Annotated in this window: 14 protein-coding genes; 7 read left to right on the plus strand and 7 right to left on the minus strand. The window is 69.0% G+C overall.

Annotation, left to right across the window (positions count from 1 at the left end):
* Position 1 precedes the first annotated feature (1 nt).
* Complete coding sequence (locus AB0E63_RS17225) at positions 2-727, minus strand: NIPSNAP family protein (protein WP_360366462.1); 726 nt, start codon at positions 725-727, stop codon at positions 2-4.
* Positions 728-806: 79 nt separating this feature from the next.
* Here AB0E63_RS17225 and AB0E63_RS17230 point away from each other — a divergent pair, with 79 nt between their 5' ends.
* The 3 genes from AB0E63_RS17230 (at position 807) to AB0E63_RS17240 (ending at position 2,853) form a co-directional block, all read left to right on the plus strand.
* Positions 807-983, plus strand: a complete 177-nt coding sequence (locus tag AB0E63_RS17230) for a hypothetical protein (protein ID WP_360366464.1) — start codon at positions 807-809, stop codon at positions 981-983.
* A 102-nt stretch (positions 984-1,085) separates the two neighbouring features.
* Entirely contained in the window at positions 1,086-1,889 is an 804-nt protein-coding gene (locus AB0E63_RS17235; RefSeq protein ID WP_360366466.1) for a sigma-70 family RNA polymerase sigma factor, read from the plus strand.
* Between the two features lie 97 nt (positions 1,890-1,986).
* Positions 1,987-2,853, plus strand: coding sequence for a hypothetical protein (locus tag AB0E63_RS17240; protein ID WP_360366468.1), 867 nt, complete (start codon positions 1,987-1,989; stop codon positions 2,851-2,853).
* Positions 2,854-2,941: 88 nt separating this feature from the next.
* On the opposite strand, the gene AB0E63_RS17245 is transcribed toward AB0E63_RS17240, so the two are convergent.
* Positions 2,942-3,562 (minus strand): hypothetical protein, encoded by a 621-nt coding sequence (locus AB0E63_RS17245; protein WP_360366470.1) that lies wholly within the window; start codon positions 3,560-3,562, stop codon positions 2,942-2,944.
* Positions 3,563-3,870: 308 nt separating this feature from the next.
* Between AB0E63_RS17245 and AB0E63_RS17250 the strand changes: the two genes are divergently transcribed.
* The gene (locus AB0E63_RS17250; protein WP_360366472.1) at positions 3,871-5,973 is read left to right on the plus strand and encodes a thiamine pyrophosphate-dependent enzyme; all 2,103 of its coding nucleotides are present in this window, start codon (positions 3,871-3,873) and stop codon (positions 5,971-5,973) included.
* Here AB0E63_RS17250 and AB0E63_RS17255 read toward each other — a convergent pair.
* Positions 5,966-6,445, minus strand: coding sequence for a DUF1992 domain-containing protein (locus AB0E63_RS17255; RefSeq protein WP_360366474.1), 480 nt, complete (start codon positions 6,443-6,445; stop codon positions 5,966-5,968). The genes AB0E63_RS17250 and AB0E63_RS17255 overlap by 8 nt on opposite strands.
* An 87-nt stretch (positions 6,446-6,532) precedes the next feature.
* Between AB0E63_RS17255 and AB0E63_RS17260 the strand changes: the two genes are divergently transcribed.
* The 3 genes from AB0E63_RS17260 to AB0E63_RS17270 are packed head-to-tail and all read left to right on the plus strand — an operon-like array spanning position 6,533 to position 9,874.
* Positions 6,533-7,114, plus strand: coding sequence for a hypothetical protein (locus AB0E63_RS17260; RefSeq protein WP_360366475.1), 582 nt, complete (start codon positions 6,533-6,535; stop codon positions 7,112-7,114).
* 32 nt (positions 7,115-7,146) lie between these two features.
* A complete protein-coding gene (locus tag AB0E63_RS17265) occupies positions 7,147-8,691 on the plus strand; it encodes an aldehyde dehydrogenase family protein (protein ID WP_360366476.1) in 1,545 nt (514 codons plus the stop codon).
* Positions 8,692-8,716: 25 nt separating this feature from the next.
* Complete coding sequence (locus tag AB0E63_RS17270; protein ID WP_360366478.1) at positions 8,717-9,874, plus strand: FAD-binding oxidoreductase; 1,158 nt, start codon at positions 8,717-8,719, stop codon at positions 9,872-9,874.
* 30 nt (positions 9,875-9,904) lie between these two features.
* On the opposite strand, the gene AB0E63_RS17275 is transcribed toward AB0E63_RS17270, so the two are convergent.
* Genes AB0E63_RS17275 through AB0E63_RS17290 form a run of 4 tightly spaced genes read right to left on the minus strand, consistent with a single transcriptional unit; the run spans position 9,905 to position 12,198 of the window.
* On the minus strand, positions 9,905-10,660 hold the full coding sequence (locus tag AB0E63_RS17275) for an SDR family oxidoreductase (RefSeq protein WP_360366480.1): 756 nt from the start codon (positions 10,658-10,660) through the stop codon (positions 9,905-9,907).
* Complete coding sequence (locus AB0E63_RS17280) at positions 10,657-11,145, minus strand: SRPBCC domain-containing protein (protein WP_360366482.1); 489 nt, start codon at positions 11,143-11,145, stop codon at positions 10,657-10,659. Before AB0E63_RS17280 ends, AB0E63_RS17275 begins: the two co-directional genes overlap by 4 nt.
* On the minus strand, positions 11,142-11,489 hold the full coding sequence (locus AB0E63_RS17285; protein ID WP_360366484.1) for a metalloregulator ArsR/SmtB family transcription factor: 348 nt from the start codon (positions 11,487-11,489) through the stop codon (positions 11,142-11,144). Before AB0E63_RS17285 ends, AB0E63_RS17280 begins: the two co-directional genes overlap by 4 nt.
* A 49-nt stretch (positions 11,490-11,538) precedes the next feature.
* A complete protein-coding gene (locus AB0E63_RS17290) occupies positions 11,539-12,198 on the minus strand; it encodes a hypothetical protein (protein WP_360366486.1) in 660 nt (219 codons plus the stop codon).
* Positions 12,199-12,250 lie beyond the last annotated feature (52 nt).

A 12,250-nucleotide genomic window follows, 5' to 3' on the forward strand; every position in this document is an offset into this window, starting at 1 on the left:
TTTATCGCAGCTGAGAACGCCCGGTCGGCCGCAGGCGCAACTCCTGGGCCGGCGCGACCGTCCGGCAGACGAGTTCGGGTAGCACCTGCCGCTGCCACACCGCCGAGGCCGCGAGCCGCCGGCGATGGTCGTCGTACGCCGCGTCGTCGGCGAAGCGGGCGAACCACACCAGCACGACCTCGTCCCGCAGCGGCAACGCCGGAAAGTTGTTCTCGGCAACCAAAGTCTCGAAGACCGCGACCGGCTCGGCCCCGGCGCCGGCCAACGCGGGGACGACGTGATCGGTGAAGAATTCGACGAACCCGTCATCGGGCGAACCGCGGTGGTACACGGCTCCGGCCACGATCGAGTCCGGGACTTCCGTCGTACCTCGCGGTGGGCGGGGTGAGTCCAGGCCGGGATAGCCGGCCCCGAGGTGCAAGGGCTTGAGCAGGAGAGCGTTGTCGGAATCGATCATCGTCTTGTTGGCGATCGCGGCATGCTCGCGCCAGATCGGGCCGTAGTAGAAGGCGTTCAGCGCATCGGCCCTGGCCGGCAGGTCGGCGAAGCCGCGGAGCCAGACGAAGCGGTCCGGGTCGTCGAGGTCGCGGAACTGGCCGACGATGTGCATGCCGGCCGCTTCCTGTCCTTCGACGAAGTGTTCGTCGAAGACATCGATCAGGGTGTCGCGCTGCCCGGGATGCAGCGTGTATTGGCGCAGGTCGACCACGGCGCAGCACTCGTCCATGGATCGTAGTGAAGCAGCTATCCCTGACAGAAGCTGTCAGTGTTCAGAGCAGCTCTCGCACCGCCCGGTCTACCGCGGGATGGGGATCATCGGGGTCGCGAAGGCCAGTCAGCTGCAGCTCGCCCAGCCGCTGCTCACCCTCGTCTGGTCGGTGCTGCTGATGAACGAGCGCCTCCCGATCACCGCGCCCCTCACCGCGGTCGTCGTACTGCTCTGCATCGTCGCGACTCAACGCACACGTTTCAAACACCTGTAACAGCCGGGTACTTGAAAGCGGCGGCTGAGTTTGATCTGGTGGAGACAAGTGGTTCAGCCGTGATGCCACCGACCTGCACGACGACACGACGAGGTCCCTCCCGTGACGATCGCAGCTGTCAGCGCCAACGACTCCAAACAGCGCATTGCTGATTCAACCCATGAACTTCTGCTCGAAGCCGATGGAACCCCGGATCCGCGCCACCAGGAACTCCTGGACGAGGTCGTCATCCTGAACGCCCCGGTCGCCCGATCGATCGCCTCGCGATACCGCAGCAAGGGTGTGGATTCAGACGACCTCGAACAGGTCGCCTATCTCGGCCTGGTCAAAGCCGCCAACGGCTACCGGGTCGACGCGTCCACGGCCTTCCTGTCGTACGCCGTACCGACGATCAGAGGCGAGCTGAAACGGTACTTTCGCGACTGCGCGTGGACCGTGCGGCCACCGCGCCGGGTCCAGGAGGTCCAGGGCAGTATCGCTGCCGCCGAGCCTGAGCTGATCCAGCGCCTCGGCCACGTTCCCACCGACGCGGAGACTGCGGCGGCACTCGGTACGGATGCGGCCGAGGTCGCCGAGGCCAGCTCGGTGCGCGGCTGTTTCACCACGCTGTCCCTGGACGCGCCCGGCTCGGTCGAGGGCGGGACCAGCCTGCTCGACACGGTCGCCGATGACGAGGACGGCTACGACCTGGTCGAGAACGTGCACACCCTGACGCCGGCGGTCGCGAGCCTCGGCGACCGGGACAAGCGGATCCTCGAGCTCCGGTTCCGCAACGGCTTCACCCAGGAAGAGATCGGCCAGGAGCTCGGGGTCAGCCAGATGCAGGTCTCCCGCCTGCTCCGCGGCATCCTCGACCGCCTCCGCACCGACCTCGCCGCCCCGGACGGCGTACCGAAGAACGGGTAGTGGTCGGCCCGGCTCGGCTGCCCCGAGCGGGAGGAGAGGGTCGTCGGACGGGCTGAAGGCCGTACTACCCGTTCATCGGTACGGTAGCGTCGCCTTCGTGGACTTCGAAGAGGCGGCGGATGCGCTCTATGCGGCGCCGGCTGCCGACTTCATTGCTACTCGCAACGAGCTGGCCAAACAGCTGAAGGCGGACGGCGACCAGGTCGGATCGACGCGGCTGAAGGCGATGCGCAAACCGACCGTCGCCGCCTGGGTGACGAACCTGGTGGCCCGCGAGCGGCCCGACGACCTGGACGACCTACTCGCGCTCGGCGACGAGTTCCGCCAGGCGACCGCCGATCTCGACGGTGACCGGCTGCGCGAGCTGACACCGAGACGCCACCAACTGCTGGACAAGCTGTCCAAGGAGGCCACCAAGCTGGCCGGCGAGGAGGGCCAGAAGGTCAGCGCCGACGTCGGTCAGAAGCTGCGGGAGACCCTCGACGCCGCGCTGGTCGACCCGGCCGCGGGTGACGCCGTACGCGAAGGCCGGTTGAGCAGTGCGCTACGGCACGTCGGCTTCGGCGTCGTCGACGAGAACGGCGAACCCTCCAACGTCACCCCGCTCACCGACGAACGCCGCCAGGCCGCCCGGGACCGGCGCAAGGCCCAGCAGACGGAGGCCGACGAGGAGTCGGCGGCTGCACGTAAGAAGCGCGAGGCGGCGGAGCGCGACGAGGAGGAGCGGGAGGCCGCCGAGAAGGCGAAGGCCAAGCAGGCCTTCGAGGACGCGGTCACGGCCGCGCAGGAGGCCGAGGCGACGGTCGAGGACCTCGACAACCAGCTCGACGACGCCCGCGACGCCCTGACCGCCGCCCAGGAGCTGGTACGACGCCTGGGCGCCGAGCTCGACGACGCTCGCAGGGCCGCCCGCGACGCCCAGAAGGAAAGTCGCGAGGCGCGGAAACGCTACAACCGGCTCTGACCAGCGGGTGCAGAAGCTGATCGACACCAGAAGTCCACCGCGAGGAAGGCCACGAAGAAGGCGGCCTGAGCTTCGCGGACGGCCGGGCTCACTCGTCCGGCGTCGGCAGGAGGTAGGTGCTTGGGTTGGCGGGGGCGCCGGCGTCGAGCCAGCGGTGGAAGCCGTCGGGGTTGCGGCGTTCGAATTCGTCCAGGCAGATTCGGCGTACTTCGGCGACTGCCTGGCGATCACGGGGTCCCGCGCCCTGCGCGAGCTGAGTGGCGGTCTCGGACCAGACGCCGCAGAGTTCCTCGATGCTGAGTGGGCACTGCAGTGAGGCGATCAGCTGCTCGTCCTCGACGAACTGCGCGTCGGTCAACCGCGCGAGCTTCCGGTGGTGCCGCGAGCGCCGCGGCCGCCGCTCGGGCATGACGAGGTCGATCAGCACGAACAACGCCGCGAAAACCAGTGCCACGGCCAACCCGAGCGCACCCCACGCGAGCAACCGCACCAGCCCCGGCAGGCACAGCACAGCGGCCGCCGCCGCCGCCGCGACCGTCCATGCCGATTCGTACGGCGCTTCGTCAGTCACGTACCGGATCACCGCGGCGAGCGGCCAGACCAGCGCGAACACCACGGCCAGCAGGATCGACGCGGCGAGCGGACCCAGCAGCAGCACGCCCGCCAGCACCCCGGTGGTTCCCACCCCGAGGCCAGCCGCGATCGCCATCCGCCGGACCATCGGGGAAGAACGCATCACCGCAACTCACTCACCGTCGCCACGAACACCTCACAGCACCCCCTACCCCCGAAGAACGAACTACCCCTCGTCACCGTTCCCCAAGGTCATCGGCCCCAACCCACCTCACGCGGGGGTCGGCGCCGACTCCACCGGGTGATCGAGCGGGTGGGCGATCTCGTCGGCCGGCATCCGGCATACCATCCGGGCGCAACGCGGCGGTTCAATCCGTGGGCGAAGCTGTGCTTGCGGCGTTCTTCACCGATCATGGATGAGATGAGGACCTTGGAGCCCCTGTGGTGAGCAGCGTCGACGAGCGGTTCGCCGGGCGGGTGCGCGCCCTCAAGCCGACGCCGTGGGATCAGCCCACGGAGCTGCTGCGGAGGCTCTACGACGCTCAGCTCGGGAGCCGGCACGCGGATCTCGCGGCTCGCTGGATGCAGTCGGAGGGCAAGGGCTTCTACACGATCGGATCCGCCGGCCACGAGGGGAACGCCGCGGTTGCCGCGGCCCTCGAACCGACCGACCCCGCGCTGCTGCACTATCGCTCCGGTGCCTTCTACCTCACCCGCGCCGACCAGTGCGGCTCGAAGGAGGGGCTGCGCGACATCCTGCTCGGCGTCGCCGCCGCGACCAGCGAGCCGATCGCCGGCGGCCGGCACAAGGTGTTCGGCCGGCACGACCTGGCGATCATCCCGCAGACGTCGACGATCGCGTCGCACCTGCCGCGGGCGATGGGCGTCGCCTTCTCGATCTCCCGCTCGGCGAAGCTCGGCGTACCCTCGCCGTGGCCGGCCGACGCGATCGTGGTGACCAGCTTCGGCGACGCGTCCGCGAACCACTCGACCGCGACCGGCGCGATCAACGCCGCCCTGCACGCGTCGTACCAGGGGCTGCCGATGCCGCTGCTGCTGGTCTGTGAGGACAACGGCATCGGGATCAGCGTGCGCACCCCGGACGGCTGGATCCGGCAGGCGTACGGGCAGCGGCCCGGCCTGCGGTACTTCGATGCCGACGGCACCGATCTCGCCGCGGCCCTGTCGATCGCGACCGAGGCGGCCACCTTCGTCCGTCGCAACCATCGTCCGGCCTTCCTGCGCCTGCGCACCGTCCGCCTGCTCGGTCACGCCGGCTCCGACGTCGAGGCGGCGTACCGGAGTCCGGCCGAGCTGGCCGCGGACGAGGAGCTCGACCCACTGCTCGGTACGGCGCGATTGCTGCTCGGCGCCGGATTCAGTGCGGACGACATCATCGAACTGTACGAGGACAAGCGTTCCGAGGCGATGCGGATCGCGGCCGAGGTCGCGGGCCTGCCGCAGCTGTCCTCGGCCGAAGCCGTCGCCGCGCCGCTCCGCTACCCCGATCCCACGACCGTTGCCGAGGCGCTGCCTGAGCGCACGCCGAGCACCGAACGTCTGACCCTGTGCCAGTCGATCAATCGAGCTCTGAGTGACGTCCTCGCGGCCTACCCGGAGGCGATGGTCTTCGGTGAGGACGTCGGCCGCAAGGGTGGCGTCTACGGTGTGACCCGCGGGCTGCAGAAGGCCTTCGGACCCGCCCGCGTGTTCGACACCTTGCTGGACGAGCAGTCGATTCTGGGACTGGGCCTGGGTGCGGGAGTCTCTGGATTGCTGCCGATCCCGGAGATCCAGTACCTGGCGTACCTGCACAACGCCGAGGATCAGCTCCGCGGTGAAGCGGCGTCGCTGAAGTTCTTCTCCCAGGAGCAGTACGCGAACCCGATGGTCCTGCGGATCGCCGGGTACGGCTACCAGAAGGGTTTCGGTGGCCACTTCCACAACGACGACGCGATCGGCGTCCTCCGGGACATCCCGGGTCTCGTGATCGCGTCACCATCGCGTCCCGACGACGCGGCCGCGATGCTGCACGCGTGCGCGGCGGCCGCGCGCTCCGCCGGCACGGTCAGCGTGTTCCTCGAGCCGATCGCGCTCTACCACCGGCGGGATCTGTACGACGACGGCGACGACCAGTGGCTGGCGTCGTACCCGGACGAACCGGTGCCGATCGGGCGCGGCCGGACGTACGGCGACGGGACGGACCTCACCATCGTGACATTCGGCAACGGTCTGCCGATGAGCCTGCGGGTGGCCGCGCGGGTTCCCGGCATCCGGGTCCTGGACCTGCGCTGGCTGGCTCCGCTGCCGGTCGACGATCTGTTGCGCGAGGCAACCAGTACCGGCCGGGTGCTGGTCGTCGACGAGACCCGGCGTACCGGCGGTGTCTCCGAAGGCATCCTGGCCACCCTGATCGACCACGGCTACACCGGCCGGCTGGCCCGGGTGACGAGCCACGACTCCTATGTGCCGCTTGGTGCGGCCGCGCATCAGGTCCTGCTCAGCGAGGAGACCATCGAGGCCGCGGCCCGCGAACTGCTCAGCTGAAGAGGCGCTGCCAGAGCGACTTCTTGGCCGGCGGCTCGACCTCGGCCTTGGGCTGCGGCTTGGCGGCTTCCGTCCGCTCGGTCTTCCAGCGCGCCAGGATCGCTTCCGCGTCCACCGTGCCGACGGGAACGACCGGGCCGGTGGTGTCGCGAATGCTGACCAGGATGCGTTTGTTCAGATCCGCCAGGTAATCGCGCACCTCGGACTCGCGGCGCATCCGCGCGACGGTCTCCTGGACCTTCTGCTTCTCCTTGCGGAGCAGCATCGCGGGTGGCAGCAGCGCGTCGGTCTCGATCTGCTCGCGGCGGATGAAGTCCTTGACCCACCAGTCCGGGTCATGCGGGGCCGCCAACCTGGTCAGCGGTTTGCCCGCCAGCGCCAGGTTGTCGAACTCGCCCGCGTTCGCGGCCTGCTGGACCTGGGCCCGGACCCAATCCTGGGTACTCATGCCCGGTGGCTTGCGCTCGGTCATGCTTCACCTCATCTGTCTTCATCGACAGTTGCTTCGCGGAAGTCAGCCTACCGGCTTGTGATTGCATTCACAAGACATACTGGAGGGGTGCCTCTGACCGACGAAGAGATCGCGGCGATGACGGCGGCCGAACGGCAGGACCTGATCCTGCGGCTGGCGCCCCGCCCGGCCGGGCTACCGTCCAGGCGAACGATCGAGCGGATCCGCAAGTGGCGGACCGCGCTGATGGTGGTCTGCGTGGCTGCCCTGATCCCGTGGACCGTGTACCTGGCGAACACACTGCCCAGCCACTACGTCGCCAGGAACTGGGTCGTGACCTGGGTCGGCTTCGACATCCTGCTGCTCACCATGCTGGCGCTGACCGCGATCGCGGGCTGGAAGCGCAAGCAGCTCGTCTTCCCGACCGCGTTCGCCTCCGGCGTGCTGCTGATCTGTGATGCCTGGTTCGACGTGATGACCAGTCAGCGTGGCGGCGACCTCACCCAGGCCCTGCTCAGCGCGCTCCTGGTCGAGCTCCCGCTGGCCTTCATCCTGATCGCCGGCCCGCTCCGCCTGCTCCGGTACGTCGCCATCCGGCACGGCATGATCCACCCGCAGTCTCGCCTGTGGCGGATGCCGATCCCGATCCCGGATCTCTATCCGGACCGCAAGGTGCCGCCGCGTGCTTAAGGTGGAGCCCCACGACGAGGAAGGGATGCCGCATGGCCGTTGAGGTGCTGTCCGTTGTCGGTGGCGAGCGAGTGGCGGACGCGGTACGCCGTACCCCTTCGACCAACCCGGCTCAGCTGAGCGATGTCGTGGGGACGGTCGGCAGCGCGGGACCCGAGGTGTTCGTCCGCGCATCCGAGGCGGCCCGGGCGGCGCAGGGTGCGTGGGCAGCGACGCCGGCGCCGCAGCGTGGGCAGGTGATCGCGAACGTCGGCCGGCTGATGACCGCCAACAAGGAGCGGCTCGCCGCGCTCGTCACCCGCGAGATCGGCAAGCCGATCGCGGAGGCGCGCGGTGAGGTGCAGGAGATCATCGACACCTGCGACTTCTTCGTCGGCGAGGGCCGCCGGCTGTACGGGCAGACGGTCCCGTCCGAGATGCCCGACAAGCAGCTGTTCACGTTCCGCCGCCCGGTCGGCACGGTCGCCGTGATCACGGCCGGCAACTTCCCGGTCGCCGTACCGTCCTGGTACATCGTGCCCGCGCTGCTGTGCGGCAACACGGTCGTCTGGAAACCGGCCGAGTACTCGGCGGTCGTCTCCGACGCGTTCTACGAGATCTTCGCGCATTCCGGCGTACCCGCCGGGGTCTTCAACGTCGTGTACGCCGATGGCCCGGACACCTTCACCGGACTCGAGCAGGCCCTGCAGGCCGGACTGATCAACAAGGTCGGCTTCACCGGGTCGAGTGCGGTCGGCACCCGGATCGGCGAGCTCTGCGGCCGGCACCTGCAGACCCCGTGCCTGGAGCTCGGCGGCAAGAACCCGATGGTGATCACCGAGGACGCCGACCTCGACCTGGCCGTCGAAGGCGCCCTCTTCTCCGGCTTCGGTACGGCGGGCCAGCGGTGCACCTCACTCGGTACGGCGATCGTCCACAAGTCGGTGCACGACGAGTTCCTCGACCGGTTCGGCCGGGCGGTCGCGGACGCGGCGATGGGTGATCCGGCGCAGGATGTGTTGTTCGGTCCGTTGCTGGACGAGAAGTTCGCGGCCGGGTTCGAGAAGTCGCTCGGCTGGATCGCGGCCCATCACCGGGTGATCGGGAGGACCGGGCGGGTCACCGCGGACAACCCGCGGAGCGGGTTCGTCGGGGATCCGGCGGCAGGGTTGTTCTACCACCCGGTGATCGTGGCCGGGGTGCGGCCGGATGACGAGCTGTTCCTGAACGAGACGTTCGGTCCGGTGGTGAGCGTCACGACGTACACCACGCTGGACGAAGCGATTGCCCTAGGCAACAAGTCGGGCTACGGCCTGTCCAGCTCGATCTACACCACCGACCCGAACAAGGCGTTCCGGTTCGCGCAGGGGATCTCGGCCGGGATGGTGAGTGTGAACAACTCGACCTCCGGGGCCGAGGCACACCTGCCGTTCGGCGGCAACGGCAAGTCGGGCAACGGGTCCCGGCAGAGCGGGGTCTGGGTGCTCGACCAGTTCACCCGCTGGCAGTCGATGAACTGGGACTACTCGGGCAAGCTGCAGAAGGCGCAGATGGATACGGAGACGGTCGAGGCCGACCTCGACTACCAACTGCCCTGACCGGCCGGACCGCCACCGCGCGCCGATGACGACTCACCTTCCCCACTCCGCCGACGTTGTGATTGTCGGTGGCGGTGTGATGGGCACCAGTGTCGCCTTCCACCTCGCCGAAGCCGGGGTGCAACGGATCCTGCTGTTGGAGAAGAACCAGCTCGGCTCCGGGTCCACCTCGAAGGCGGCCGGTGGCGTGCGGGCCAACTTCTCCGACGAGCTGAACATCGCGCTGGGGGCTCGCAGCCTGGAGGCGTTCGCGCGATTCGGCGAACGGCCCGGCCAGGAGATCGACCTGCACCGCGTCGGCTACCTCTTCCTGCTCGAGACAGCCGACCAGCTCGAACTGTTCCGCGAGAGCACCCGCCTGCAGAACGCGGCCGGCCAGCCGACCCGGATGATCGACGTCGACGAAGCCATCGGCCTCGCACCGATCGTCGCTCCGGACGGACTCGTCGGAGCCTGCTTCTCCCCGGCGGACGGGCACTGCACGCCGGAGTCCGTCGTACTGGGTTACGCGACCGCGGCCCGCCGACTCGGCGCCACCCTGGTCACCGGCTGCGAGGTGCTCGATATCGATGCTGCCGGCAACAACATCACCACGGTCCGGACCAGCCTGGGCGACGTCCGCACCAGCACGGTCATTTGTGCCGCCGGTGCGTGGTCGGCGGAGCTGGCCGCGATGATCGGGGTCGAGCTGCCGGTCACGCCACTCCGACGGCAGATCGTGGTGACCGAGGCGATCGACGGTCTACCGGCAGGCCTCCCGATGACGATCGACTTCAGCAGCACGTTCTACTTCCACCGTGAAGGTCCCGGACTGCTGGTCGGGATGTCGGACCCGGACGAGCAGCCCGGCTTCCACCTGAACCGGACCGATACCTGGCTCCCGGGACTGACGACCGCGATGCAACGCCGTGCACCGTCCTTGCTCGACGTCGGCCTGACCGGCGGCTGGGCGGGGTTGTACGAGGTGACGCCGGACCACAACGCACTGATCGGGGAATCAGCCGGAGTGTCCCGATTCCTTTATGCCACAGGGTTTTCCGGCCATGGCTTCCTACAAGGCCCGGCCGTTGGCGAGATCATCCGCGACCTCTACCTGGACCGTGAGCCTTTCGTCGACATCACCCCACTCGACGCGCGCCGCTTCCAGCACCACGGCCCACGCGCCGAGTGGAACGTGGTTTAGGGCGTGTCTCGCGGGACCGTCAGACACGCCCTAGTCCACGACGGCGCCGGCGGTCAGGTTGAGGGCGGTGCCGGTCATGGAGGCGGCGCGGTCGGAGGCGGCGAAGACGGCGACGGCGCCGACGTCGGACAAGGTCGCGGCGCGTTTGAGCATCGTGCGGCGCGCGGTGTCCTCGGCGATCGCCCGGGCCGCCTTCTCGGGGAAGTCCTTCGGAATGGCTTCGGGGATCCCGCCGGTCTGCAACGTGAGTACGCGGATGCCGTGCGTTCCGAGCTCGAGGGCCAGGCTGCGCCGAAGCGCCTCGACAGCACCGAAGCCGGCCTGGAAACCGCCGAGGTTCGCAGTCGGCTCGCCGTACCCGCCGAACGTCAGGATCACGCCGGAGCCCTGGTTGATCATGTGCCGGGCGGCCGCCCGCGAGGTGAGGTAGAAGGTGCGGAGCATCGCCCGCACCGGTGCCGCGACGTCCGCGACCGACATCTCGACCAGCGGCGTACCGAAGGACTGCTCGTGGCCGATCAGATTGAACGAGATGTCGATACTGCCGGCCGCGGCCGCCACGGCGTCGGCGTGATCGTCCACCGAGCGCTCGTCGAGGGCGTCGACGACGGCCGTCTCGGCGGTTCCGCCGGCGGCGCGGATCTCGTCCGCGACCTGATCGAGCGTCTTCGCCCTACGCCCGGCGAGGTACACCGTCGCGCCGTCTGCCGCGAAGGCCTTGGCGACTGCGGAGCCGATCGGTCCGGCCGCGCCGTACACGATCGCGTTCTTTCCGGTGAGCATCATTGGTGGCCCTCCTTGGCCAGTTGGGTGACGAGGTCGTCCAAGTGCTGCATCGACGCGCGGATGCCGCGCTCCATGCCGCCATCGACGTACAGGTCGCGGTCCTCGACGGCGAAGAACACAGTGTTCTGCGTCAGGGTGGTGACGCCGTCGGCCTCGTCGAAGGTGATCAGGTTCAGGTAGACGGTCCCGGGCTGCTGGTCGAACTCGTACGTCTGCACGATCCGGTCCGGCGACGGCGTCCCGTGATACAGCCCGTGGAAGGCATACCCCTTGCCGTCGGCGTCGTAGTGCGTCCAGCGCCAGCGCCCGCCGTGCTGCGGGTCCAGCTGGTTCACGACCAACTCGAGATCGGCCGGTCCGAGCCAGCGCGCCACCAGCTCCGGCTCGGTGTACGCGCGGAACAGCAGCTTCCGCGGAGCGTTGAACTCCCGGATGATGACGACCTGCGGTACGCCGGGCTCCGCGATCACCCGCATCTCGGTCATGACTCGGCCCGCAGCTCGTCGAGCACGTCGTCGAGTCGGTCGAAGCTCTCGGCCCAGTAGGACCGGTAGTCCATCAACCAGCCAACGGCCTCCCGCAGCGGCGCTGCCTCCAGGTGGCTGAATCGTGCGGTGGCCTGCCGGGACCGGCTGATCAGGCCCGCCTGCTCCAGCACCTTCAGGTGCTTGGAGACGGCCGGCTGCGACATGCTGAACGGCGCCGCCAGCTGTGCCACGGTCGCGTCACCTTGCCGCAGCTCACCGAGGATCGCGCGCCGGGTCGGATCGGCCAGCGCGGCGAAGACGCCGTTCAAAGCATCTTCATAACCACTTGGTTTTGAAACCATACGGTTAAGGATGCGCGAGGGCTCCACTGCTGTCAACCGCTCAGGGAACTCAGGGCTCCTCGTTGCGGGGATCGTCGGCGGGGTCCTGGGGCCAGTTGTCCGGGTCGCACCACTCGGGGTCCCAGCCTCGCTGGATGCAGTACTGGCGGAGGATCTCTTCGCGGGTCGGCGGCGGGCTGGTGCTCGGGCGCCGCGGCTTCGGGGTCTTCGCCGTGGTGGTCGTCTTGGTCGGCGTCGGGTCGGGCCGCTCTTCGGTCTGACGAACGGTCGTCCGGGTCTTCGTCGGCTGCTGGGTCGGCCGCGTCGTCGGCTTCTGAGTCGGCGTCGTCGGCACCGGCGGCGGGGTGGTCAGTTGCGGCACGACGGGAGTCGGGCTCGGCGTCGCCGAGGGGGTCGACGAACGGTCGTCGACGACCTGGACGGCCTTCGAATCACCGGGGTCGCCACCGAACAGGCCGATCGCGGTCAGCGCCCAGACGTTGACTCCGAGGAAGAGCACGAGGGCGGCGGCACCGGCGTACATGACCCGGCGGGACGGGCCGGCATACAGGCCGACCGGGCCGCGGACCGGGTTGCCCCTGCCGTCGACCCAGAACTTCCAGTCCTCGGGTGGCGGCGGCCAGGACGGATCCGGGCGCCAGGTCTTCGGCGGGACCCAACTACGGCGGGGCGGCGACGGCCAGGTCGGCGGGACCACGAACCGCTTCAAGAATCTCCTCCAACTCCGCCTCGAACCTTGGTCAGGCTAGTCGATGGTCTGG

It is taken from the genome of Kribbella sp. NPDC026596, from assembly GCF_040638415.1.
Classification (GTDB): domain Bacteria; phylum Actinomycetota; class Actinomycetes; order Propionibacteriales; family Kribbellaceae; genus Kribbella.

Coding starts and splice junctions, on each gene's coding strand:
- AB0E63_RS17225 (WP_360366462.1), bottom strand. CDS start 727: ATGGACGAGTGCTGCGCCGTGGTCGACCTGCGCCAATACACGCTGCAT.
- AB0E63_RS17230 (WP_360366464.1), top strand. CDS start 807: ATGGGGATCATCGGGGTCGCGAAGGCCAGTCAGCTGCAGCTCGCCCAG.
- AB0E63_RS17245 (WP_360366470.1), bottom strand. CDS start 3,562: ATGGCGATCGCGGCTGGCCTCGGGGTGGGAACCACCGGGGTGCTGGCG.
- AB0E63_RS17255 (WP_360366474.1), bottom strand. CDS start 6,445: ATGACCGAGCGCAAGCCACCGGGCATGAGTACCCAGGATTGGGTCCGG.
- AB0E63_RS17265 (WP_360366476.1), top strand. CDS start 7,147: ATGGCCGTTGAGGTGCTGTCCGTTGTCGGTGGCGAGCGAGTGGCGGAC.
- AB0E63_RS17270 (WP_360366478.1), top strand. CDS start 8,717: ATGACGACTCACCTTCCCCACTCCGCCGACGTTGTGATTGTCGGTGGC.
- AB0E63_RS17275 (WP_360366480.1), bottom strand. CDS start 10,660: ATGATGCTCACCGGAAAGAACGCGATCGTGTACGGCGCGGCCGGACCG.
- AB0E63_RS17280 (WP_360366482.1), bottom strand. CDS start 11,145: ATGACCGAGATGCGGGTGATCGCGGAGCCCGGCGTACCGCAGGTCGTC.
- AB0E63_RS17285 (WP_360366484.1), bottom strand. CDS start 11,489: ATGGTTTCAAAACCAAGTGGTTATGAAGATGCTTTGAACGGCGTCTTC.